This is a genomic window from Herbaspirillum frisingense, from assembly GCF_047325095.1.
In the GTDB taxonomy this organism is placed as follows: domain Bacteria; phylum Pseudomonadota; class Gammaproteobacteria; order Burkholderiales; family Burkholderiaceae_D; genus Herbaspirillum; species Herbaspirillum frisingense.
In genome coordinates this window covers 4,349,007-4,371,477 of the sequence record NZ_CP168558.1, presented here as the reverse complement: position 1 = coordinate 4,371,477, position 22,471 = coordinate 4,349,007, and the positions used below count along the sequence as shown (strand labels likewise).

Here is a 22,471-nt window from a genome sequence, read left to right as displayed (position 1 = left end):
TGGTCTGAATGCGGCGGGCCGATCGCGCAGGGTGCTGCGTTCTCGTCGGCTCGGATAATGGGTGCGGGAACCGGTGACCGGCTCCACGCGCCTGCCTCCGCCCGCTCCGGGCTTGTGGCCGCCGGAACGGGTACGGGGAGGGGGATATTACCTAAAATTTCAACATTCGGGTTTTTTGTGCGTACGTCGGCTTTGAGCGAAGTCTTGTCGGCTGTCTGTTACAAGCTGTTTCCATCTCGTTGATTGTCGACACATCTCTTCGAGATGAAGGCGCGCATAATCCATTTGTCGGCGATCCCGTTCGTCCATGGGTTGAATGTGGGTCGCTGTGTCTACATTTGTCGTCATTACCGTAACGGCAGGAGCCCGCCATGATGAATCCGCAAGAAACCCAAGCCCTTCAGGATTTTCTCCAACAATTGACCCAGGTACGGGGCATCACCAAGGATGCCCAGGCCGATGCGATGATCGCCCAGGCGGTCGCGCAGCAGCCGGACGCGGCCTATCTGCTGGTGCAGCGGGCGCTGCTGATGGAGCAGGCGCTCAATGCCAGCAAGGCCCAGGTCAGTGCGCTGCAGGCCCAGGTACAGGCGCTGCAGGCCGGTGGCGCCCGGGAACCGGGTTTTCTGGATGGCAATGCCTGGGGGCATGCGCCGTCTGGCGCCCGCCCGCAGGCGGCACCGGCGTCGGCCTATCCTCCGGCTTATGCAACTGCGCCTGCGCCCGCACCGGCCTATGCGTCACCTGCGCCAGCGCCGGCCTATCAGGCAGCGCCGACACCGGCGCCGTCTTCAGGCTTCTTCGGGGGCGGCATGGGCAGCGTGCTGGGCAGTGTCGCCGCCACGGCGGCCGGCGTGGCCGGTGGTGCTTTCCTGTACCAGGGCATCGAGCACATGTTCAATGGCAATAGCGGGGCCGGCCTGGCGCGCCAGAACGGCTTGAGCGCTCCTGTGGAAAACATCGAGAACACCACGGTCAACAATTACTACGGCAGCGATGGCGAGCGCAAATCAGACCTGGCCAGCAATGCCAGCGGTAATGACAGCAGTGACTTCGGCTCCAGCAGCGATCTGGCAGACCTGAGCAACTTCGATCTGGACGACAGCGGCGGTTACGACGATTCGCTGGTATGAGCGCATGAGGTCATGAGCATTTGGCGTGATTGCCTGAGCGCCCGATTGCTTGATTGATTGATGGAAGAAGAAAAGCCAGCTCCGCGGAGCTGGCTTTCTTGTTTTCGCTCAGGCTGTGATGGCTCAAAGCGGGTAGTGTTCATCTTCCAGCAGCATGTCTTCGAAGAAGGCGCCGAAGCGATGCTGCGGATCGCGCAGGTGGATTTCCAGGATCCAGCGCAGGGTCGCCGGCGCCTGCTCGAACTCGGCCAGCGCACCGGTGTGGATGGCCGCATGCGGGAAATCGGACACGCGGTGGCCCGGCAGGTCGAAATTGAGTTCCCAGCCCATGGCGCGCGCCGTCTTGTCCGCGAAGTCGTAGAGCTGGCGCCCGCTCAGTTGCTGCCGGTCCCAGGCCTGGCGTGCCTGGTGGAAGAGTTCCTCGGCATCGCGGGCGCAACGTGCATAGTCGGCATGTTGGCCGACCGTGAAGGTCTTGCCGCCATCGCCTTCCCAGGCATCCACGCGGGGGGCGATGTCGAGGAAGAAGATATCGTTCTCCCCCAGCACCACGCCGGGCTCGGAGGCCAGTTTCATGGGCTTGATGGTATTGCGCCCGAAACGCACGCGGGTGGGGTGCCAGCTCAGGGCCAGGCCCATCCCGGCCATCTCCTGTTTGGCCATGGCCACTGCGTCTTCTTCCACCATGCCAGGCACGACGCGCTCGGCGATGCGGGCGATGGCTTCACGGGTCTTGCGCCGCGCCAGCAGCATGCCGTCCACGGAGAAGGCGGGGCCGACGCGTTCGGCCGGCAGGGAAACGGAGGGGGTAGGGGATGACATGCAGAACTCCTGGTGGTCATGCCGGCGGTGCGGCGGGAGCGAGGATTATCGCGGCGCCACCGCAAGCCGGGATGCGCATTCGACCTGGGCTTTCGGCCAGTCTGGAGGTGAATCCGGCCAGCACCGGGGCTGGCCGGATTCGGCTGTCGTCTGGCCGAGGCTCAATGGCGCTGCCGCAGCGGCCGGCCCATGCGCGTGCCACAATTGCGCTCTGCCGACGGCATGCGGTCAGGTCTGCATGCCGTTCTTCCGACCCCTGGTGCGATCCCTCCCATGAAGACAGTGACAGTCGTGATTTTCGATGGCGTGCAATCGCTGGATGTGTCCGGCCCGCTGGACGTGTTCTCCGAGGCCAACCGGTTTTTGCTGCCGGGTGACCGCTATCGCCTGCAGACCGTCAGCGTGGATGGCGCGGCAGTGACTTGTTCCAACGGCCTGGGCTTGAACGCCGGCCTTACCTGGCGCGACGCCGACGGCGAGGATGACCTCTTGCTGGTCGCCGGTGGTCCGACGCTGGTGGAGCGTCGCTTCGATCCCGCCATCCATGCGTGGTTGCGCCAGGCCTGCGCCCGTGCCGGCAAGTTCGGCTCGATCTGCAATGGCGCGTTCATGCTGGGGCGGGCAGGGCTGCTGGATCACCGCACCGTGACCACCCACTGGAATGATGCCGCCGCGTTGGCCACGCTGTGTCCGCTGGCGCGGGTCGAGGCCGACCGTATCTATGTACAGGACGAGGACCTGTACACCTCGGCCGGCGTTACCGCCGGCATCGACCTGGCGCTCTACCTGCTGCGTCAGGATCATGGCGCCGAACTGGCCCTGAACGTGGCCAAGCGGCTGGTGGTGGTGATGCAGCGCAGCGGCGGCCAGTCGCAGTTCAGCCCGTATCTCGATCATCTGGCGCCGCCCGATTCTCCCATCGCCGAGGTGCAGCGCCATGTGCTGGCCAATCTCAGGCAGCCGTTGTCGGTGGCCGAACTGGCGGCCGTGGCGCGCATGAGCCTGCGCAGTTTCTCCCGCAGTTTTTCACGCGAGGCCGGCATGGCGCCGGCCGAGTTCGTGCAGCGCGCCCGCATCGATGCAGCACGCGCCCAGCTGGAGCATGGCACCGCGCCGATCAAGGCGATTGCCTACGCCTGCGGCTTTGGCGACGCCGGCCGCATGCGCAATGCCTTCGTGCGGGTGCTGGGGGTGAGTCCGCAGCGTTATCGGGAGTCCTTTGGCCAGGACCTGGGCACCTGATACGGCCGGGCTCAAGTCTGCGGTGTGGCGCGGGAGGTACAACGCAAACCGGGAATCGGCAAAAAATATGATGAAAATCATATTTGTGCTATTGTGCTTCCATGAATTCCACCGCACCCAGCAAGAAGGAGCAATCCCACCAGCGCATCGTGGCCGCCGCCGCGCGGGCGATGCGTCGCAGCGGCTTCAAGGGCGTCAGCGTGGCCGAGGTCATGAAGGAGGCCGGGCTGACCCATGGTGGCTTCTACGCCCACTTCGCCTCGCGGGATGCCTTGCTGGCCGAAGCGGTCAGCCATGCCAGCCGCGATAGCGCGACGCTGATCATGAACCACGTCGGCAAGCAGGCGGATGCCGGCGGCGAGCGCTTCCGGGCCTACGTCAACGCCTATCTGTCCGACACCCAGATCGAGGCCTGCGAAAACGGTTGCCCGGTGGCGGCGCTGTGCAGCGAGATGCGCGGCCAGGCGCCGGAGGTGATGGCGTCCTCGCGCGAGGCCATTCACAGCCTGCAGCAACTGGTGCGCGAGGTCTTGTCAGCCCATCATGGCGAGCAGGCGAGCTGGGTGGTGGCCGCGACCCTCAGCGGCGCGCTGCAGATGGCACGCGTGATGGGCAACACCCCGCAGGGACGCGCCTTGCTGGCATCCACCCGGGCCGAATTGCTGGCGCGCTACGCAGACTGAACAGGAGACTGAGCCAGGGCGCCCGGGATCGGGGGGCGCCCTGTTTTTTTACCCATTAATATGATGATCATCATATTTTGATATGACCCGATCACAAGACGCTTGATTGCCAACCCGGATCGAGGCCGGACAGACCGGCCTCACTGACCCCACAGAACTCCATTGAAAGGAAAGATCATGAAACTCGAAAACGCTGTCGTCCTGGTGACCGGTGCCAACCGCGGCCTGGGCCTGGAATTCGCCAAACAAGCCCTGGAGCGCGGCGCCCGTCGCGTCTATGCCGGTGCGCGTGATATCGCCTCGGTCAAGCTGGCCGGCGTGGAGCCGATCGAGCTCGACGTGACCAGGCCCGAGCAGGTCAAGGCCGCCGTGGAGCGCATCGGCGACCTGAGCGTGCTGATCAACAACGCCGGCATCGCCCGCGTAGGCGGCCTGCTGCACGCCGGTGCGCAGGAACAACTGCAGGATCACTTGAACACCAACCTGTTCGGCATGCTCAACCTGAGCCAGGCCTTCGCCCCCGTGCTGGCCCGCCAGGGTGGCGGCGCGCTGGTCAACGTGCTGTCGGTGATCAGCATGGTCAATTCGCCCATGCTGGCGGCCTACGGGGTTTCCAAGGCAGCGGCCTGGTCGCTGACCAATGGCCTGCGCCAGGAACTGCGTGAGCAGGGGACGCAGGTGATGGGCGTGCACGCCGGTTTTATCGATACCGACCTGACCCGCGGCTTCGACGCCCCCAAGTCGCGTCCCGAAGATGTGGTGCGCCAGACCCTGGATGCGCTGGAAGCCGGTGCGCTGGAGGTCTTCGTCGATGAGGTCAGCCGCCAGGTGCATCAGGCCCTGTCGTCCTCGGTTTACCTGCAGGACGCGCTGGCCGGTTGAGCCGGTTGAGGCGCCAGGTGGCACGCGAGGGATAGTGATTGAGTGGGAGGAGCGCGCGGGCCTGATCACATTGCTGCGCCTACATTCATGACTGATAAAGGGTGGTGCTGGGTCAATCACTCCCTTGCACATACCTCGCCAGCAATGCCCATGCGAGGGAAATTCCTTCAGCGCTTGGTGCGCCTGAGGTGGGCGATATCGGAATCCGGTCGATACCAAAGCACAAGCTTCTGACGTCCATTTTCTTCGTTGCCCCATGATCACCACATGAAAGTCCCGATAAAACCGACGTCTGTTGCGCCGCTTCGTCGTGGGTGACCTATTGCCTTTGCTGTGCACTATTCGGTCAAGCGCCAAGCCCGATTCTGCTTGGCCTCTTCCTTTGCATCACATCATAAATCTGGCTCCTCCGACTCAAGGGCAGTCCAACTGGCAGGCTACTGGAGGTGTTGATTGATTTTTTCCTCAGTGTCCTCCTGCTTGACTTGGCGTCGCGCCGTCCATATGATGCGCATACATCGATGCATATGCATAGTTGTAGCGATCAGACGGCCGGCCATCCCGGTTGTCGGGTTTGTGCCTACTGACGACCGGGATGCCCATGAGCAAGGATATTTGTACCTGCGCGCCCCTGCGCCGCCTCACGCGCAGGATCACCATCATCTATGACCACCACCTGCAGGACAGCGACCTGAGCATCACCCAGTATTCGCTGATCAGCCGCATCGGCCGCAAGGGCCCGATCGCCAATATCACCCTGGCGCAGGACATGGGCATGGACCGCAGCACCCTCAGTCGCGCCCTCAAGCCGCTGATGGCGGCCGGCTGGGTCGAGACCGTGGACCTGCCGGAGGAAGCCTTGCTGGACAAGCGTTCCTTTGCACTGCAACTGAGCCGCACCGGCCAGGCCAAGCTGGAAGAAGCGCGCCCCCGCTGGCGGCGCGCCCAGGACGAGATCGACCGTCGCCTCGGCCCCAAGCTGGCACGTGAATTCAACGACCTCATCGAAGACGCCTATATACGCCTGCAGGACGCCTGAGCGCGTTCGGCTTCGTTTTTGCCTTTGCTGCAACCACAACCACAACCACAATCACAACCTCAACCCTTACGCGTCTCTTTCTCCACAGGACCGCAATGAACAAGCTCACACAATCACTCGCCAACGCCGTCACGCCACGCTTTCACTACGCCTGGGTGGTGGTGGGCGTGATCTTCCTGGTCCTGCTATGCTCGGCCGGTATCCGTGCCACGCCTTCGGTGATGATCCTGCCGCTGGAGCAGGAGTTCGGCTGGAACCGCTCCACCATCTCGGTGGTGATCTCGGTCAACATCGCACTCTACGGCCTGATCGGTCCCTTCTCGGCCGCCGCCATGCAGCGTTTCGGCATCCGCCGGGTGGTGCTGGCTGCCCTGGTGCTGCTGGCCACCGGCACGGCACTGTCGACCCTGATGCACATGCCCTGGCACATGCTGCTGTCCTGGGGCCTGCTGGTGGGCGCCGGTACCGGCGTGGCCGCCAATACCCTGGGTGCCACCATCGTCAGCCGCTGGTTCGAGACCCGGCGCGGGCTGGCCATGGGTCTGCTGACCGCCAGTGCAGCGACCGGACAGATGGTGTTCCTGCCCTTGATGGCATCGATGGTCGGCAGCTATGGCTGGCGTTCGGTGGCCTTCCTGGTGTCGGCGGTGGCGCTGCTGGCCATCCCGCTGGTGTGGTTGCTGCTGCCGGAGAGCCCGGCGGCCATCGGCCAGAAGATGCTCGGCCAGGTCGAGGACATCAAGGACGAAGGCCTGTCCCGTCGCAATCCTCTGACCATCGCCCTGGACGCCCTGCGCACCTCGGTACGCATGCCGGACTTCTGGCTGCTGTTTATGAGCTTCTTCGTCTGCGGCCTGTCCACCAATGGCTATATCGGTACGCAGTTCATCGCCATGTGCAATGACTACGGCATCAACGAAGTCAGCGGCGCCTCCATCCTGGCCGCCATGGGCATGCTGGACCTGGTCGGCACCACGCTCTCGGGCTGGCTGTCGGACCGCTACAATCCACGCGTGCTGCTGTTCTGGTACTACGGACTGCGCGGCCTGGCGCTGATCTTCCTGCCCTATGCCTTCGGCCTGCAGTATTACGGCCTGACCATCTTCGCCATCTTCTATGGCCTGGACTGGATCGCCACCGTGCCGCCCACCGTGCGCCTGGCCAATGACGTCTTCGGTCGCCTGGCTGCACCCATCGTCTTCGGCTGGATCGTCGCCGGCCACCAGCTGGGTGCCGCCACCGCCACCACGGTCGCCGGTTATATGCGGGCCACGCTGGGCAACTACACCCTGTCGTCCATCATGATGGGTGTGGCCTGTCTGATCGGCGCGGTGCTGGTACTGCGTATCAAGGGCAAGCAGAGTCAGCCGACGCCGGTTCCGGCCTGATTCTCCCCCCGGGTTTGTGCGAAAAGTCATCCTTCTTCTGGAAGGATGACTTTTCTTGCTTCTTAGGTATTTGTGGCAATCGTGCAAGGGCATATGGCGTGCGAGAATGCCGCACGCCCGCGGCGCCGTCCTGACCGGGCGTGCCGATCTCCGGCATCGCTTGCGCCGGTCCAATCACCTGCCCGATGATGAACAAGAATCGCAACCTCTCCCTGCCAAGGATGTTGACCGCGCTGGCGGTCATGCTCGGTCTGAACCTGCCGGCCTACGCCGGTCCGGCGACCCTGCCATCGATAGCGGACAAGACACCGCTGCGCATGCCGCCCGAAGCCCAGGCCCGGCCGGCCTTCCTGGCCCGCGCGTTGCGCCATTTCGAGCAGGGCCCGCAGGTCATCGGCGAGCTGCAGCAGGGGCTGTTCTGCTCGCGCAAGAACGACATCGTCTGGAACCCCAAAAGCGCCGATGTGCTGCTGCCGACCAATGCCCTGTCTGCACGCTTTCGCCAGGAGCTGCAGGCCCAGGGTTACCCGGTGCCGGCGGCGCGGCCGGAAATCCTGTTTCCCGAGCGGCCGGAAGACATTGCGCAAGCCGATCCCAACCGGAGCGGCGAAGCCAATCTGCAGGTCGGCGTAGTGGTCACCCAGTTGCGGACCAATCTCTGCATGAAGAGCGGCAGCGCCTGGACCGGCGAGGCCTACGTCAGGCTTGACTGGCAACTGTTCGCGCCGGAGCAGCGCAAGGTGATCTATCGCGGCAGCAGCGAAGGGGTGTTTCGCTCCGGCAGCACCGGCTTTGAGGGCGCATCGCCCCAGATTCCGGTGGAAGCCTTCGCCGTGGCGCTGCGCAATCTGCTGGCCGACCCGGCCTTCGCACTGGCAGTGCAGACACCCTACGAGCGCGCTGCCGCTGCGTTGCCACCGCCCAGAACCGAGCATCAGCCGCCGGCCAGGGCTGTGGAGATCGACAACCGCTCACCCGACCGCCAGGGGGCGGAGATGTCCAAGGTCATCGGCGAATTGCGCACGGCGGTGGTCACGGTCTTCAGCGAGCGCAGCTCGGGTACCGGTTTCTATATCGGCAGTTCCGGCTGGCTGCTGACCAACCATCACGTCATCGGCGATGCGCGGGTGGTGCGCGTGCGCCTGCCCGCCGGACGCGAGCTGATGGCCGAGGTGGTGCGCTCCGACGTGGCGCGGGATGTGGCCCTGCTCAAGACCGCACCACCCGGCGTGCGCCCGCTGCCGCTGCGCATGAGCGAGCCGGGCATCGGCGAGGATGTCTATGCCCTGGGCTCGCCGCTGGGCGATGCCTTCAATACCACGTTGACGCGCGGCATTCTCAGTGGGGTGCGCACGGTGCGCGATCTGGAATTCCTGCAGAGTGACGTGGCCATCCTGCCCGGCAGCAGCGGCGGTCCCTTGCTGGACAAATCGGGCCAGGTCATCGGCATCACCGTGGCCGGCCTGGGCGCCAAGGGGTTGGCGGGAATGAATTTCTTCATTCCCGTGGGCAGTGCGCTGCAGCGGCTCAACCTGCAGTTGCTGGACCGGCCATCCTCCCAGGCGCCCCAATCTTCCCCCTCCCGTAGCAGCCCCTAGCGGACTGCAGCTCAATTGGTGGCTTGCCGCTGTTCATAGACCTGCAGGTGACAATAGGCCGCCCGCATCAAGGGCAGGTCGATGCCGAGCCGCTTGGCCCGGGTCAGCAAGTCGCCAATGATGGCGTCGGCTTCCAGCCGCGCCATGCCGGCGGCGATGTCGCGCGCCATCGAGGCTTCCCAGGTGGAAGCGGGTGACAGCAGCAGCTTGTGCATCTGGTCCAGCGCTACCTGCGACAGGGCATAGCCGCTGCCGGCGGCCACCGAGGTGGTCTCCGCGATGGCCTGGCGCACCAGTGACTCACCCCCGGCCGTCGCCAGGATCTGGCCGATGTTGCCGCGCATCAGGCAGCTCACGGCGGCGCCGGCCGCGATCATGGCCCACTTGTTCCACAGCGCCTGATCGATGTTGTCGGAGAACTGTCGCAGACCTGGCGTGCGTGCGATGGCGGCGTGGAACGCCCTGGCGATGCTCTCGCTGCTGCTGGCGCGGGCGCCTACGCTCAGGCTGTCGTTGCTGCCCTGGTGCTGGATATGGCCGTTCTTGTCCAGCGTGGTCGCGATATAGGACACCCCACCGAGGATGCGATCCCGACCGAACGTGGCATCCAGGCTGTCGTAGGGGGACAGGCCATTGAGAATGGGCAGGATGACCGTGTTCTGCCCCGTCAGTGGCTTCAAGGTCTCGATGGCACCGTCCAGGTCGTAGCTTTTGCAGGCCAGCAGAATGAGGTCGAACTCCTCCGCGATGGCGGTACCGGAGACCAGCGTCTTGACCGGGCCGGCGAAGTTGCCCAGCGCGCTGTCGATGACCAGTCCCTCCTGTTGCAATTGCCGGGCACGCCGCTCACGCACCAGGAAACTGACGTCCTGGCCCGCTTCAATCAGACGTGCACCGTAATATCCTCCCATGGCGCCAGCGCCGAGAACCAGTATCTTCATGTTCATTGATCCGTTAAATAAATTATGATCATAATATATAAATCGGAGAAAATATGCACCGCACCCTACTCGGGAGGCGGTAGCTGGTTCGATGGGCGTGCAGGAGACCCGTCCGGGGCCGTTAGGCGCAGGACATGGCGGGATTTCTAGGGCCGCTTTTCCTTCAGGTCCGAGAGCAATTCCTTCCGGGTGGCGTCGAGGATCTCGCCGGACAGAGCGGTCGCGCCGCTGGCCCGCGCCAGCAGCAGTGCGCCCACCATGGTGGAGAGCTGGGCGATGGCGCGTCGTCTGCGGGTCTTGGGTCCACTTTGTGGCTGAAGTGCGGTCAGGCTGTCGAGCAGGTCATCCAGGCCGGCGCGATAGGCGGCCCGCACCGGCTTGTCCTCGTCCACGCGTGCCACGTCGCTGGCCAGCATGGCGGCCGGGCAGGCCTTGCCGGGCGCGTCGCGGTTCTCCTCGCTGAGGTAGCGGCCGATGATGGCCTCGATGGCGTCCGTCGGTGATCGGCTCTGGGCGGCCTGGGCGTGCCATTTGTTGCGCGACAGATCGAAGGCGCGGGTGCAGGCGATGGCGGCGAGCTCGTCCTTGGATTTGAAGTGGCCGTAGAAACCGCCGTGCGTGAGGCCGGCGGCCTTCATCAGGTCGATCACGCTGACCCGGTCGATGCCCATTTCGCGAAACAGTTGCGCCGAGACGTGTTCGATGCGGTCACGATTCAGTTCTGCTTGCTCAAGGGTAACGCGGGGCATGGTGGTTCCTGGGGATGGAGAAAAGGCTTCATCATAAGCGATCAAGCCTGCCACCGGTACCTGGTCCCGGCCTGGCCTGCGCGGTCCCTGGTCGTGGCTGGTGGGCATGCATGATGCTTGTCATTTATCCTTGTTCATCCACGGTATCGAATTCCTCGTCTGCGTCCATGAATAAATCGCCACCTGCTTCCGAACGATCCAATCTGGTGCGCCTCTGGCGCGAGGCGGACTTCGGCGGTGCCGAACTGCTTGCCGCCAGCTATCACAACCACCATTTCCCACCGCATGCGCATGATGAATATGCTTTCGGCATCATCGAACGAGGTGCTCAGGCCTTCCAGCACGACCGTGGCAAGCGGCTGACCATGCCGCAAGGATCGATCGGCGTCATCAATCCGGGCGACGTACACGAAGGACGCCCCGCCGACGGTCAGGGATGGGATTACCGGATGGTCTATCTGTCGCCCGACTTCGTCTGCCGTCTCTTCGAGCGGGAAGCCGGCCATCCGGCTGGCTTGCCCTGGTTTGCCCGGAACGTGATCTTCGATGACCAGACCATTGTCATGTTGCGGGCGGCGCACTGCAGTTCGGCGTCGCCCCATGCGAGCCGACTGGAGGTGAGCTCGCTCTTGACTGCGGCAGTGATCCAGCTGTTCGCCCGGCATGCGCAGTTCCGTCAGCGCAGGCTGGAGCAGGCGGCTGCGCCGCGGGCAGTCCGTCATGCGCGGGAATTCATCGATGCCCATCTGGTCGCCAGTCCTTCGCTGGAGGAGTTGGCGTCGGTGGCCGGGGTCAGCCCCTACCACCTGCTGCGCCAGTTCAAGGCCATTCACGGCATGGCGCCCCATCGCTACCTGATCCAGCGGCGGGTTGCCATGGCCAAGACGATGCTGCTGGCCGGCCGCCAGCCCAGGCGGGTCGCCATCGAGCTGGGCTATTGCGATCAGGCGCATCTCAGTCGTGAGTTCAAGACCTTCTACGGTGTAGCGCCGAGCCGGATCGGTCGCTAGAAAATAGCAAGATTATCCAAATCCCGAGACCGCGCCGCGCGCATATTGCTTGCTCCATCATTGAAGCGAGGTGTGCCGTGATTGATCTTCGAAGTGATACCTGCAGTCGGCCTACCGAGGCCATGCGCGACGCCATCCGGGATGCAGTGGTCGGTGACGACGTTTATGGCGACGACCCGACCGTCAAAGAACTGGAGCGCGAGGTTGCCGCGCTGCTCGGCAAGGAGGATGCAGTGTTCATGGTGACCGGCACCATGACCAACCAGGTCGCCATCCGCGCCCATACCGAACCGGGCGATGCGGTACTGTTCGATCAGAACGCCCATGTGTACATCCTGGAAGGCGGGGCGCCGGCGGCTTTCGCGGGCGTGCTGCCGCGCTTGCTACCGGGCGCGCGCGGTGTGTTCTCGGCCGCCGATGTGAGTGGCGCCCTGGGCCTGTCGCACCGCTTCTTCCCCAGCACGATTCCGGCACCGGTGAAACTCCTGTGCCTGGAAAATACCCACAACCTGGGAGGCGGAAAGGTCTGGCCCATCGAGCAGATGGCCGCGGTGTGCGAACTGGCGCGGCAGCGCGGCATCGCCCTGCATCTTGACGGTGCCAGATTGTGGCATGCCACGGCCGCCTCCGGCATCACGGAGCGCGAATATGCGCGGCACGTTGATTCCGTCAGTGTCTGCTTTTCCAAGGGGCTGGGAGCGCCAGTCGGTTCCGCACTGGCAGGCTCGCGGGAATTCATCGCGCGCGCCCGTCGCTTCAAGCAGCAGATCGGTGGCGGTTTCCGTCAGGCGGGCATCATTGCTGCCGGCGCCCTGTATGCGCTGCGTCACCATCGCGAGCGACTCGGCGACGATCACCTCCACGCAAGAATTCTCGCAAGAGGCATCGCCGGGATACCCGGCATCGCCATCGATGTGGCCACGGTCGAAACCAATATCGTCCGCTTCGAAGTCACTTCGACCACGGCCGGCGATTTCGTCGACAGGCTGCACGCCCGTGGGCTGCATGTTCTGCCATCCGGGGAGCGGGGCGTGCGTGCCATTCCCTATTTGAACATCTCGCCGTCGCAGATCGATGAGGCCGTCGGCATCATCGCGGCAGTTGCCAGGGAGGTGCAGGCGCTCAACTGAGTTCGTCACCGGCAGGGCCGGATCGAGACGGGGCCATGCTGCGAGGCGGCATCAATCCCACGCCGGAGCAAAGTCCGGATTGGCCAGGCGCTCGCCGCGATCCAGTGCTGCGATGGCACTCATCTCGGCGTCCGACAAGCTGATCTTGCCCGCGGCCAGGTTGCTGGCCAGGTTCTCGCGCCGGGTGGACGAGGGGATCACTGTAAAGCCCTGTTGCAGCGACCAGGCCAGCGCCACCTGCGCGGCCGATACACCGTGCCTGGCAGCGATCTCCAGCAGCGTCGCATCCTGCATCACCCGGCCGTAGGCCAGGGGCATGTAGGCGGTCAGGTGGACGCCCTGGGTGCGGGCGTACTCGATCAGCTTGCGGTTCTGCAGGAAGGGATGGATCTCGACCTGGTTGGTGGCGATCTGGTCGGCACCGACGGCGGCAATGGCCTGCTCCATGTGGGTGATGGTGAAATTGGAGATGCCGATCAGGCGCGTCAGGCCTTGTGCCTTGGCTTCGGCCAGCGTCTGCAGGTAGTCGACCACCGGCAGCGCGTCCTGCGGCGATGGCCAGTGGATCAGCGTCAGGTCGACCTGTTCCAGGCGCAGCTTCTGCAGGCTTTCCTTGAGGCTGGGGATGAGCTTGTCGCGCGACAGGTTTTCGGTCCAGATCTTGGTGGTGACGAACAGCGCATCACGGGCCACGCCGCTCTCGGCCAGCGCCTGGCCGACTTCGGCTTCGTTGCCGTAGATCTGCGCGGTATCGATATGGCGATAGCCCAGCTCCAGGCCGGTGCGTACCGAGTCGATGACCTGCTGGTCCTTGAGGCGGAAGGTGCCCAGGCCCAGCGCGGGGAGGGGGGAAGTGGTGGGGGTGTTGTGCATGTCTTGTCCTTTGCGTTGAGGATGAGGGCCGCCGGACGGGAATTGCCTGGGCGGCGGCATCAGTGCGATCGAGTATCGGACAAATCCTTTGTTGCTTGAAGTGCTTCGTCGACAAATCATTGTTGATCACAACTCAATAATGTTTGGCGGTGCAGGCGTGGTGTTCCCGCGGGGCGATCATTTTGCATATTGTTTAAATGATTTCCTCCCGCCGGCCGGGAGCCGCGTCCTGCCTGGCTGGTCATATACCTTCAGGGTATATGCCCTATCGCAACTCGGTAATTTCCAAGCCTGATAGGGGCTGATTACACTGGCGCCAGCCATCGCTGGATGGCCTTACATCAGACCTTCCGGCGCGTCCGGAAATCATCTCAGGGGGAACACCATGCACGTCATCAAGCTCGCCATTGCCGCATCCATCACCTTGTCTGCTGCTGCGGGTGGCGCGGCCATGGCCGACACGCTGGCCTCGGTCCAGAAGGCCGGGGTCGTCAAGATCGGCGTGCCGCAGGACTTCGCGCCCTACGGCGCGGTCAATGGCGACCTGCAGCTGCAGGGGCTGGATATCGATGTGGCACGGCTGGTGGCCAAGGGCATGGGCGTGAAGGCCGAGCTGATCCCGGTCCCCACCTCCAGCCGGGTGGCCTTCCTGCAGAGCCACAAGATCGACATGATCATCTCCACCCTCGGCAAGAACGCCGAGCGCGAGAAGGTGATGGATTTCTCGCAGGGTTACGCGCCGTACAACAACAGCGTCTTTGGTATCGCCGCGCTGAAGATCAGTGGCCCGGCCGATCTGGCGGGCAAGACCGTGGGCGTCACCCGCAGCACCTTCGAAGACCTGATGCTCACCGACACGGTACCCAAGACCACCGTCCTGAAGCGCTACGAAGACAACAACGGACTGGTGTCGGCCTATGTCGCCGGGCAGGTACAGATCGTCGGCACGGGTGACTTCGTCGCCTATTCGCTGGCCGAGAAGACGCCCTCCAACAAGCCGGTGCTGAAGTACGTCATCAATGTGTCGACCTGTTTCGTCGGCGTCAACAAGGGCGAGACTGCGCTGGTGGCAAAGATCAACGACGTGCTGACCGCCTCCAAGAAGAGTGGCGAACTCAATGGTCTGGTCAAGAAGTGGCTCAACGTACCGCTGCCCGAGAAGATCGCCACCACCTATCAGTAAGACCCACCAGTTGGCGGCGCGCGACCCTCGCGCGCCGCATTCTGCGGATGGAACAGTCGTCGGCCGTGCTTCACCTCCCCATCCTTATCCACATCCGCATCTGCATCCGCTCTCGCAAGGAACGGCAATGAAATGTCTCTCTGGTATCCGTATCGGGACCCGCCTGGCGGTCGGTTTCGCCATCGTGCTGGCCTTGTCCATCCTCGTCATGGCGCTGGGTATCTGGCGCCTGCAGATCGTCTCCGATGTCACCCATGAGATGGTCCATCATTCGGCCTTGAAGGAGCGCCTCATCTCTGCCTGGGTCGGCAGCCTGCGCGCTGGCGTGATGCGTTCGGTGGCGATGTCGCGCAGTGTCGATTCGACGCTGGGCAGTTACTTTCTCAACGAGGAAATCGCCGCCAACAAGGAAATCGCAGACCTGCAGGCGCAGTTGACGCCGCTGCTGGTGGCAGGGAAAGAGCAGGCCCTGCTGGCGGAAATAGGCCAATACCAGCGCCGCTACAAGGAGATATTCCTCAAGATCATGGATCTCAAATCCACCGGTGAACAGGAGCTGGCCAGCAGTACCCTGATCCAGGAATTCATGCCGCTGGCCAAGCAGTATCTGGCGGCCGTACGGACGCTGCAGCAGGCGCAGCAGACTGAAATCGATGCCGCTTCGCAGAACATCGAGCGGCTCTCGCGTGACAGCCGCATCCTGCTGCTGGTGCTGGAGGCAGCAGCCTTGTTCTTCGGCGTGGCCTGTGCCTGGCTGCTCACGCGCAGCATCGTGCGTCCGCTGCGGCAGGCAGTGGGATTGTCGGAGCGGGTGGCTCGGGGTGATCTGACGGCCACCGTCAGCCCGGCCTCGCGCGACGAGATCGGGCAACTGATGACGGCCCTGCAGGACATGAGTCAGCGCCTGCGCGATATCGTCAGCCGGGTGCGGCACGGCACCGATTCCATCACGCTGGCCTCCGCTGAAATGGCGGAGGGCAATCTCGACCTCTCCTCGCGCACCGAGCAGCAGGCAGGGGCGCTGGAAGAGACCGCGTCGGCCATGGAAGAACTCATCGCTACCGTGGGGACCAATGCGGACAACGCCCGCCAGGCCAGCCAGATGGCGGCCTCGGCATCATCGGTGGCGGGCGAGGGCGCGTCGGTGGTGGGCAAGGTGGTTGGTACCATGCAAAAGATCCACGCCTCTTCCGACAAGATCGTGGACATCATCGGCGTGATCGACGGCATCGCCTTCCAGACCAATATCCTGGCACTGAATGCGGCCGTGGAAGCCGCTCGCGCCGGGGAGCAGGGGCGCGGTTTCGCGGTGGTGGCGTCGGAGGTGCGCTCCCTGGCGCAGCGTTCGGCGGCCGCCGCCCGGGAGATCAAGTCGCTCATCGATGATTCGGTGCAGAAGGTGGTGGCCGGCAGCGCGCTGGTGGAAGTGGCGGGCGCCACCATGCAACGTGTGGTGCAAAGCGTTGAGCACGTCCATGCCATCGTCGATGACATCAGCGTGGCCACTGCCCAGCAGAGCGAGGGCATCCAGCAGGTCAACGATGCCGTGGCCCAGCTTGACGACCTGACCCAGCAGAATGCTGCCCTGGCCGAACAGGCCGCCGCCGCTGCCGCTTCGATGCGTGCGCAGGCGGGCGAGCTGACGCAGGTGGTCAGTATTTTCGCGATCGGGACGCACGCCGGAGAAGCGTCGTCTGCCTCCCGGCACACGTTGGCGTCGTCGCCGGTGGTGGCTGTCGGCGCGCCGCCGCAGCCGCGCCTGCTCGTGCCCCAGCCGCGTTAGCCGGTGGTGTCCGTCATGGGCAGCGGCTGGGCTCCTTCCAGATGGGCGATATAGCGGCCCAGCGTGGGGTTGCCGTTATCGGCGCGATAGACGAAGGAGACGGGGTGGCGCATGGTCAGTTCCGGATGGTCGACCAGCACCACCCCTTCCGGGCAGGTATAGGCACTCACGTCAGAGACGATGGCATAGCCCACGCCAGCAGCCACCAGGCCGAGAATGCTCAGTACGTCGCTGGCCAGTTGCGCCTTGCGCGGCACCAGTCCGGCCGTCTGGCACTGGTAGTCCAGGAACTGGTCGTAACCCGGTGCCACCTCGGTCGGGAACCAGATCGCCGGCTCCTCGCGCAGTGCCGACAGATGGACCGGCACCTGGCGGGCCAGCCGGCTGTCGCGGGGTAGCGCCAGTTTGAGTCGACACTCGAAGACTTCGATCTCGTTGAATTCACCCGCCAGGAACTGGTCGTTGGGCGGATAGCGCCAGGCCAGGAAACCGGCATCCAGTTCGCCTTCCCTGATCCGTTCCAGTTGCCGGGCCGACAGGCCCGGTTCCAGTGACATGGCAATCCGTGGCTCGGCCTGGTGAAAGCTGCGCAGCGAACCCAGGATGCGGGGATGCCAGCCGAAATTGGGCGTGATGCCCATGCGCAGATTGCCTTCCACGCCCTCGGCTACGCGCGCGACGCGCTGACGCGTTTCTTGCAGCTCCCCCAGCATGCGGCGGGCATCAATGGCCAGTTGCTGTCCGGCGGCGGTCAGGGTTGCGCCACGGACGCTGCGGTCGAACAGGAGCGCCCCCATTTCCTCTTCCAGATCCTTGATCTGCCGGCTCAGGGCCGGTTGCGCGATGTGCAGTCGGCGCGCTGCTTCGGCCACGCTGCCGTGTTCGACCACGCCGAGAAAATAGCGCAGATGACGAAATTCGATCATGGCGGATCTATACCTTGAGAGTATGGTTCTTATATTTAAACGGAAGTTTTCAGTATAGGGCATAAGACCTACACTTCGGCCACCAAACATAACAAGTGGAGACCTTATGCACAGCCAAGCCAACGGGTTGGACGCGAAAACGCAACGCCGCGCGGTGATCGCGGCCACCATCGGTAACGTTCTCGAGATCTACGATTTCATCATCTTCGGCATCTTCGCCGTGGCCATTTCCAAGACCTTCTTTCCCAGTGGCGACGATTATGCGGCGCTGATGTTCACCTTCATGACCTTCGCCGCCGGCTTCGTGGTGCGGCCCATCGGCGCACTGGTACTGGGGCAGTATGCCGACAAGGTCGGTCGCAAGAAGGCACTGAGCTTCACGTTGCTGCTGATGGCGCTGGGTACCATCATTCCGGCGCTCTGTCCGTCCTACGATTCGATCGGGATCGCCGCGACCGCTATTCTGGTATTCGGCCGTCTGCTGCAGGGATTTTCGGCCGGTGGCGAGATCGGCAGCAACGTGGCCATGCTGGTGGAAAATGCGTCCGGTCGCAATCGTGCCCTCTTCAGCTCCTTCCAGCAGATGGCGCAGGGCGGCGGGGTGCTGCTGGGCGGCGTGGTCGGCTTCACCATCGCCGTGGTCTATGGCCAGGAGCGCATGCTGCAGGATTACTGGCGCGTGGCCTTCCTGGTGGGGCTGCTGATCGGTCCGGTGGGCTGGTACATCCGCCGCGCACTGCCGGAGACGCCGGAGTTCGAGCGCAGCATCGAGCAAGGCCCGGCCGATTCCTTCCTCGCGGGCGTGAAGGCCAACTTCGGTCGCATCCTGATCGGCATCGCCATCATGATCTTCTGGACCGTGGCAACCCAGGTCTCCAACTACTTCACCACCTATGCAGTGCGTGAGCTGAAGATGCCGGTAGCGTCGACCTATCTGGGCCAGATCGCTTCCGGTCTGACCCTGCTCCTGATCTGCCCGCTGGTGGGCATGCTGGCCGACCGTATCGGCCCCTACAAGCCCATGGCCTGGGGTGCCGGACTGGCGGGCGTGCTGGCCTATCCCTTGTTCAAATTGCTGGTGGCCACCCCGACCCTGCCGATGCTGCTGATGGTACAGATCGCCATCTCCGTCACGCTGGGCCTGTATGCCGCCTGTGCGCCGCTGGTCATGTCCGATATCTTCCCGACCCGCTATCGTGCCACCGGCGTGGGCACATCTTACGCCCTGGGTGTGATGATCTTCGGCGGGCTCACGCCCATGATCGTGACCACACTGATCCAGGTCAGCGGCGACAAGCTCATCATCGGCCTGTACCTGACCGTGGCCGCACTGCTGAGCCTGGCCCTGATCGGCGCTCTGGTACGCATGCAGCGCAAGCAGGCGCTGGCCTGAGGTCGCTGGCCCTGATTTTTTGGCCCGCCTCGTGACCTCCTGGCTCTCGCCCTGGCGCCGTGCATGAGGTTTGCCCCCCACCAACCTGTAGAGGACTCCACATGGAGATGAACAAGCATGGGCGCATGGAAGGGCCCGAAGAAATGGATCTGGTGTCCATACGGCGTCATCTGCACGCCCACCCCGAACTGCGCTTCGAAGAAAAGCGCACCGCCGGCTACGTGGCCCGTCTGCTGCGCGGATACGGTCTCCAGGTCGAGGAGAATATCGGTGGCTACGGCGTGGTGGGCACGTTGCGCAAGGGCAGTTCGTCGCGCGCCATCACGCTGCGTGCGGATATGGATGCCTTGCCGATGAAGGAGGAAAACACCTTTGCCCATGCCTCCACCTGCGCCGGCAAGATGCACGCCTGCGGCCATGACGGCCACACCGCCATGCTGCTGGGCGCAGCGGCCAGATTGAGCCACGCGGTCGATTTCGATGGCACCGTGCACCTCGTGTTCCAGCCGGCCGAGGAGGGCGGGGCAGGTGCGCGGTCGATGATCGAGGATGGCCTGTTCAAGCGTTTTCCCACCGACGCCATCTTCGGCCTGCATAACTGGCCGGGATTGCCGGCGGGCAGTTTCGGCGTGCGCCCCGGCCCGCTGATGGCCTCCAGCAATACCTTCAGCGCTACCCTGTACGGACGTGGTGCCCACGCTGCCCAGCCCCATCGCGGCATCGATCCCGTGGTGGCGGCGGCGCAGCTCACGCTGGCCTGGCAGAGCATCCTCACGCGCAACGTCAACCCCAATCACCCAGCGGTGCTCTCGGTCACCCAGATCCACACGGGCAGCGCCGACAACGTGATCCCCGAGCAGGCCACCCTGGCCGGGACGGTACGCGCCTTCGATGACGATACGCTTGAGCTCATCGAGCGCCGCATGGAATCCATCGCCAAGTCCATCGGCAAGATGTTCGACCTGCGGGTGTCGTTCAGCTTCGAGCGCCTGTACCCGGCGCTGGTCAATCATCCTGAAGAAACCAGCGAGGCCATGCAGGCCATGATGGCGGCCGTCGGCACGGAGCAGGTCGATGGCGAGACCGAGCCGGCCTTCGCTTCCGAGGACTTCGCGTTCTACCTGCACCACAAGCCGGGCTGCTACGCCTTTCTCGGCAACGGCCTGATCGCCACTGGCGAGGGTACCGGGCAGGCCGCTTCGCGGGAATTGCATAGCCCTTTCTACGATTTCAACGACGACATCATCGATGCCGGTGTCGCCTACTGGGTCGCACTGGTGCAGCGCTATCTGGGTGTGTCTGCGTGAAATCGCCGGAGCTTGATCCCCTGCAGTGGCAGTCGGCCGTGATGGGCGATGTTGCCGGTCGGGCGCGGTCGGCCCGTGCCGGTGACTTTGCCGCGCAGCCTTGGCCCGAGATCCTCAGGCGCGCCGCGCATCTCTCCGAGGCTTGTCGCCAGGAGGGGGAACTGGCTAGCTACATCCCGGCCCTGGCGCAGGTCGACCCGGATCAGTTCGGCATGGCTGTCGCCACCCTCGACGGCGCAGTCCATGCGGTAGGGCACAGTGCGACGCGCTTTTCCATCCAGAGCATCAGCAAGCTGTTCCTGCTGGCACTGGCCTACCGCAGCCATGGCGAATGCCTGTGGGAGCGGGTCGGGCAGAGTCCCAGCACCAATCCGTTCAATTCGCTGATCGAGCTGGAGCTGGAGCGCGGCATCCCGCGCAATCCGTTTCTGAATCCGGGCGCGCTGGTGGTGACGGACGCCTTGCTGAGCCGGCATACGCATCTGGAATCGGCGATGGTGGCGCTGCTGCGGGAGCTGACCGGCAGCGGTGATCTCAATTACGACTCGGAGGTCTTTCACAGCGAGCTGCGCTGCGCCTCGCGCCACTTCGCAGCGGCCCACCTGATGCAGAGCCACGGCAACATGGTCAATGCAGTGGACGACGTGGTCACGGCCTATTGCGCCAGTTGCGCCATCGAGGCTTCTTGCGTGGAACTGGCACGTGCCGCGCTGTTCCTGGCCAATGGCGGCAACGGCATCGAAGGTGGGCGGCAGTTGCTGACGGCGCAGCAGACCCAGCGCATCTGCGCGCTCATGCTCACCACCGGCACCTACGAGCATTCCGGCAAGACCGCCTTTGCCATCGGCCTGCCGGCCAAGAGTGGCGTGGGCGGCGGCGTACTGGCCGTGTTGCCGGGCCGCGGCAGCATCTGCGCCTGGTCGCCGCGTCTGGATGCACGTGGCAATTCGGTACGGGCCATGATGGCGCTGGAACTGGTCTCCAACGCTGCCGGCTTGTCGGTGTTCGCCTGAGGTCGGCGTCGCGCTGCCCCGGGGGGCGATGCGTTTGGTTTCTCCTGGCTTGGTGGCGGATTGCATAGGGCGTTCGCCACCTTTTTTTTCGGGCGGCAAGCGGGCGCAGGTTGCCGACCCACGGTTGATGGCACGGCCGCCAGACTTGGTAACGCTACCAGGGCCGATGCTAGAATGCCCGCATGTCCGAAAACAGAACCACCTCCCCTGACGCCCCCCTCAGCCTTGCCACGCGCGGAACCGACGACGATGGTCCCGAACCGCGTCGTCGCGGCCCGCGCAAGAGCGCCGGTGGCATCACGCTGCGCGACGTGGCGCAGCTGGCCGGGGTGGCGCCGATCACGGCGTCGCGGGCCTTGAACACACCCTCGGCGGTCTCACCCAAGGTCTTGCAGAAAGTGCGCGAGGCGGTGGAAAAGACTGGCTACGTCCCCAACCTGCTGGCCGGCGGGCTGGCCTCCAACAAGAGCCGGCTGGTGGCGGTGGTGGTGCCCACCGTGATCGGGCCGGTGTTCCAGGAAATCGTCCATACCCTGACCGAAACCCTGGCCGCCGCCGGCTATCAGGTCATGCTGGGCCAGAGTGGCTATGAGAATTCGCGTGAGGATGCACTGCTGGAAGCCATCATCGGCCGCCGTCCCGATGGCGTGGTGCTGACCGGCATCATGCGCTCGGCCGAGGCCAGGAAGCGGCTGCTGGCCAGCGGTATCCCGGTGGTCGAGACCTGGGACCTGACGCCCACGCCGATCGACATGCTGGTCGGTTTTTCGCACGAGGCCATCGGCCGCGAAGTGGCGCGCTACCTGCACCAGCGCGGTCGCAAGAAGGTCGCGGTGGTGGGCGGGCGCGACGAGCGCAGCCAGCGCCGCATGCAGTCCTTTGCGCAGGAAGCGGTGGCGCTGGGCATGAACGACGGGCAGGGGGCGGCAGCCCTGCCGATGTACCACGTCATCGCCCCGACCACCCTGGGGCAGGGACGGCGGGGTCTGGCCGATCTGTTGCAGCAACAGCCCGACACCGATGCCATCTTCTGCAGTTCCGACCTGCTGGCGCTGGGCGTGATGATCGAGGCCCAGAGCCGTGGCATCGCCATTCCCGGGCAACTGGCGGTGGTCGGCTTCGGCGACCTGGAATTCTCGCGTGACCTGCAACCCCGCCTGACCACCGTGCGCATCGACGGCACCGGCATCGGCCAGCGCGCGGCGCGTTTCATCATTGACCGGGCGGCGGGCATCGAGGTGGCCGAGCGCATTGTCGATGTCGGCTTTTCCATCATCCAGCGCGAAAGCGCCTGACGCGGCGATTCCGCACTTCCTGCCCCTCCTGTCTTTCCCACCTTTACTGCCCCATCCGTTTTGATGCTGCCAGGCAAGTTG

20 protein-coding genes are annotated in these 22,471 nt (G+C 64.4%); 15 read left to right on the top strand and 5 right to left on the bottom strand.

All coding sequences use genetic code 11. From position 1 onward, the window contains the following. Window positions 1–374: 374 nt before the first annotated feature. Window positions 375–1,133, top strand: a complete 759-nt coding sequence (locus ACEOAC_RS20075; RefSeq protein WP_413628918.1) for a DUF2076 domain-containing protein — start codon at window positions 375–377, stop codon at window positions 1,131–1,133. Between the two features lie 123 nt (window positions 1,134–1,256). Here ACEOAC_RS20075 and ACEOAC_RS20070 read toward each other — a convergent pair whose 3' ends face one another. Further along, window positions 1,257–1,955, bottom strand: a complete 699-nt coding sequence (locus tag ACEOAC_RS20070; protein ID WP_241811496.1) for a M24 family metallopeptidase — start codon at window positions 1,953–1,955, stop codon at window positions 1,257–1,259. Window positions 1,956–2,228: 273 nt separating this feature from the next. Here ACEOAC_RS20070 and ACEOAC_RS20065 point away from each other — a divergent pair, with 273 nt between their 5' ends. From ACEOAC_RS20065 to ACEOAC_RS20040, 6 genes are all read left to right on the top strand, one after another. Next, complete coding sequence (locus ACEOAC_RS20065; RefSeq protein ID WP_413444903.1) at window positions 2,229–3,197, top strand: GlxA family transcriptional regulator; 969 nt, start codon at window positions 2,229–2,231, stop codon at window positions 3,195–3,197. A gap of 101 nt (window positions 3,198–3,298) precedes the next feature. After that, window positions 3,299–3,880, top strand: coding sequence for a TetR/AcrR family transcriptional regulator (locus ACEOAC_RS20060; RefSeq protein ID WP_413444902.1), 582 nt, complete (start codon window positions 3,299–3,301; stop codon window positions 3,878–3,880). Window positions 3,881–4,057: 177 nt separating this feature from the next. Continuing rightward, window positions 4,058–4,762 carry an SDR family oxidoreductase gene (locus tag ACEOAC_RS20055; protein WP_413444901.1) on the top strand — a complete coding sequence of 235 codons (705 nt, stop codon included), beginning with the start codon at window positions 4,058–4,060 and terminating at the stop codon, window positions 4,760–4,762. 601 nt (window positions 4,763–5,363) lie between these two features. Next, window positions 5,364–5,801: a MarR family winged helix-turn-helix transcriptional regulator gene (locus ACEOAC_RS20050; RefSeq protein WP_413444900.1), complete on the top strand. Its 438-nt coding sequence runs from the start codon at window positions 5,364–5,366 to the stop codon at window positions 5,799–5,801. A 95-nt stretch (window positions 5,802–5,896) separates the two neighbouring features. Continuing rightward, entirely contained in the window at window positions 5,897–7,189 is a 1,293-nt protein-coding gene (locus tag ACEOAC_RS20045; RefSeq protein ID WP_413444899.1) for an MFS transporter, read from the top strand. Between the two features lie 185 nt (window positions 7,190–7,374). Further along, the gene (locus tag ACEOAC_RS20040; RefSeq protein WP_413444898.1) at window positions 7,375–8,787 is read left to right on the top strand and encodes a S1C family serine protease; all 1,413 of its coding nucleotides are present in this window, start codon (window positions 7,375–7,377) and stop codon (window positions 8,785–8,787) included. Between the two features lie 11 nt (window positions 8,788–8,798). On the opposite strand, the gene ACEOAC_RS20035 is transcribed toward ACEOAC_RS20040, so the two are convergent. Next, window positions 8,799–9,728 (bottom strand): ketopantoate reductase family protein, encoded by a 930-nt coding sequence (locus ACEOAC_RS20035; protein WP_413444897.1) that lies wholly within the window; start codon window positions 9,726–9,728, stop codon window positions 8,799–8,801. Between the two features lie 146 nt (window positions 9,729–9,874). Further along, window positions 9,875–10,477 carry a TetR/AcrR family transcriptional regulator gene (locus ACEOAC_RS20030; protein ID WP_102663166.1) on the bottom strand — a complete coding sequence of 201 codons (603 nt, stop codon included), beginning with the start codon at window positions 10,475–10,477 and terminating at the stop codon, window positions 9,875–9,877. 167 nt (window positions 10,478–10,644) lie between these two features. Here ACEOAC_RS20030 and ACEOAC_RS20025 point away from each other — a divergent pair, with 167 nt between their 5' ends. Next, the gene (locus ACEOAC_RS20025) at window positions 10,645–11,487 is read left to right on the top strand and encodes an AraC family transcriptional regulator (RefSeq protein WP_158243295.1); all 843 of its coding nucleotides are present in this window, start codon (window positions 10,645–10,647) and stop codon (window positions 11,485–11,487) included. 77 nt (window positions 11,488–11,564) lie between these two features. Next, window positions 11,565–12,617 carry a threonine aldolase family protein gene (locus tag ACEOAC_RS20020; RefSeq protein ID WP_077236549.1) on the top strand — a complete coding sequence of 351 codons (1,053 nt, stop codon included), beginning with the start codon at window positions 11,565–11,567 and terminating at the stop codon, window positions 12,615–12,617. Between the two features lie 51 nt (window positions 12,618–12,668). Here the strand turns inward: ACEOAC_RS20020 and dkgB are convergent, their stop codons facing one another. Continuing rightward, on the bottom strand, window positions 12,669–13,490 hold the full coding sequence (gene dkgB, locus ACEOAC_RS20015; RefSeq protein WP_413445236.1) for a 2,5-didehydrogluconate reductase DkgB: 822 nt from the start codon (window positions 13,488–13,490) through the stop codon (window positions 12,669–12,671). 385 nt (window positions 13,491–13,875) lie between these two features. Here dkgB and ACEOAC_RS20010 point away from each other — a divergent pair, with 385 nt between their 5' ends. Then, entirely contained in the window at window positions 13,876–14,673 is a 798-nt protein-coding gene (locus ACEOAC_RS20010; protein ID WP_241811504.1) for a transporter substrate-binding domain-containing protein, read from the top strand. A 127-nt stretch (window positions 14,674–14,800) separates the two neighbouring features. Then, window positions 14,801–16,456: a methyl-accepting chemotaxis protein gene (locus tag ACEOAC_RS20005; protein ID WP_413628546.1), complete on the top strand. Its 1,656-nt coding sequence runs from the start codon at window positions 14,801–14,803 to the stop codon at window positions 16,454–16,456. On the opposite strand, the gene ACEOAC_RS20000 is transcribed toward ACEOAC_RS20005, so the two are convergent. After that, complete coding sequence (locus ACEOAC_RS20000; protein WP_237022564.1) at window positions 16,453–17,382, bottom strand: LysR family transcriptional regulator; 930 nt, start codon at window positions 17,380–17,382, stop codon at window positions 16,453–16,455. The genes ACEOAC_RS20005 and ACEOAC_RS20000 overlap by 4 nt on opposite strands. 106 nt (window positions 17,383–17,488) lie before the next feature. On the opposite strand from ACEOAC_RS20000, the gene ACEOAC_RS19995 reads away from it, so the two are divergent. The 4 genes from ACEOAC_RS19995 to ACEOAC_RS19980 all read left to right on the top strand — a co-directional run bounded on the left by ACEOAC_RS19995 (window position 17,489) and on the right by ACEOAC_RS19980 (window position 22,390). Continuing rightward, entirely contained in the window at window positions 17,489–18,775 is a 1,287-nt protein-coding gene (locus tag ACEOAC_RS19995) for an MFS transporter (protein WP_241811507.1), read from the top strand. Window positions 18,776–18,876: 101 nt separating this feature from the next. Next, a complete protein-coding gene (locus ACEOAC_RS19990) occupies window positions 18,877–20,082 on the top strand; it encodes a M20 aminoacylase family protein (protein ID WP_413445221.1) in 1,206 nt (401 codons plus the stop codon). Window positions 20,083–20,123: 41 nt separating this feature from the next. Beyond that, window positions 20,124–21,095, top strand: coding sequence for a glutaminase (locus ACEOAC_RS19985; protein ID WP_413445222.1), 972 nt, complete (start codon window positions 20,124–20,126; stop codon window positions 21,093–21,095). A 182-nt stretch (window positions 21,096–21,277) separates the two neighbouring features. Next, the gene (locus tag ACEOAC_RS19980; RefSeq protein WP_182994086.1) at window positions 21,278–22,390 is read left to right on the top strand and encodes a LacI family DNA-binding transcriptional regulator; all 1,113 of its coding nucleotides are present in this window, start codon (window positions 21,278–21,280) and stop codon (window positions 22,388–22,390) included. The last annotated feature ends 81 nt before the right edge of the window (window positions 22,391–22,471 follow it).

What these genes read in the sequence shown, in the direction of transcription:
- ACEOAC_RS20035 (WP_413444897.1), bottom strand. Translation starts at nt 9,728, where the DNA reads ATGAAGATACTGGTTCTCGGCGCTGGCGCCATGGGAGGATATTACGGT.
- ACEOAC_RS20045 (WP_413444899.1), top strand. Translation starts at nt 5,897, where the DNA reads ATGAACAAGCTCACACAATCACTCGCCAACGCCGTCACGCCACGCTTT.
- ACEOAC_RS19980 (WP_182994086.1), top strand. Translation starts at nt 21,278, where the DNA reads ATGTCCGAAAACAGAACCACCTCCCCTGACGCCCCCCTCAGCCTTGCC.
- ACEOAC_RS20060 (WP_413444902.1), top strand. Translation starts at nt 3,299, where the DNA reads ATGAATTCCACCGCACCCAGCAAGAAGGAGCAATCCCACCAGCGCATC.
- ACEOAC_RS20000 (WP_237022564.1), bottom strand. Translation starts at nt 17,382, where the DNA reads ATGATCGAATTTCGTCATCTGCGCTATTTTCTCGGCGTGGTCGAACAC.
- ACEOAC_RS20005 (WP_413628546.1), top strand. Translation starts at nt 14,801, where the DNA reads ATGAAATGTCTCTCTGGTATCCGTATCGGGACCCGCCTGGCGGTCGGT.
- ACEOAC_RS20065 (WP_413444903.1), top strand. Translation starts at nt 2,229, where the DNA reads ATGAAGACAGTGACAGTCGTGATTTTCGATGGCGTGCAATCGCTGGAT.
- ACEOAC_RS20025 (WP_158243295.1), top strand. Translation starts at nt 10,645, where the DNA reads ATGAATAAATCGCCACCTGCTTCCGAACGATCCAATCTGGTGCGCCTC.
- ACEOAC_RS19990 (WP_413445221.1), top strand. Translation starts at nt 18,877, where the DNA reads ATGGAGATGAACAAGCATGGGCGCATGGAAGGGCCCGAAGAAATGGAT.
- ACEOAC_RS19995 (WP_241811507.1), top strand. Translation starts at nt 17,489, where the DNA reads ATGCACAGCCAAGCCAACGGGTTGGACGCGAAAACGCAACGCCGCGCG.
- ACEOAC_RS19985 (WP_413445222.1), top strand. Translation starts at nt 20,124, where the DNA reads ATGGGCGATGTTGCCGGTCGGGCGCGGTCGGCCCGTGCCGGTGACTTT.
- dkgB (WP_413445236.1), bottom strand. Translation starts at nt 13,490, where the DNA reads ATGCACAACACCCCCACCACTTCCCCCCTCCCCGCGCTGGGCCTGGGC.
- ACEOAC_RS20030 (WP_102663166.1), bottom strand. Translation starts at nt 10,477, where the DNA reads ATGCCCCGCGTTACCCTTGAGCAAGCAGAACTGAATCGTGACCGCATC.
- ACEOAC_RS20010 (WP_241811504.1), top strand. Translation starts at nt 13,876, where the DNA reads ATGCACGTCATCAAGCTCGCCATTGCCGCATCCATCACCTTGTCTGCT.
- ACEOAC_RS20055 (WP_413444901.1), top strand. Translation starts at nt 4,058, where the DNA reads ATGAAACTCGAAAACGCTGTCGTCCTGGTGACCGGTGCCAACCGCGGC.
- ACEOAC_RS20050 (WP_413444900.1), top strand. Translation starts at nt 5,364, where the DNA reads ATGAGCAAGGATATTTGTACCTGCGCGCCCCTGCGCCGCCTCACGCGC.
- ACEOAC_RS20040 (WP_413444898.1), top strand. Translation starts at nt 7,375, where the DNA reads ATGATGAACAAGAATCGCAACCTCTCCCTGCCAAGGATGTTGACCGCG.
- ACEOAC_RS20075 (WP_413628918.1), top strand. Translation starts at nt 375, where the DNA reads ATGAATCCGCAAGAAACCCAAGCCCTTCAGGATTTTCTCCAACAATTG.
- ACEOAC_RS20070 (WP_241811496.1), bottom strand. Translation starts at nt 1,955, where the DNA reads ATGTCATCCCCTACCCCCTCCGTTTCCCTGCCGGCCGAACGCGTCGGC.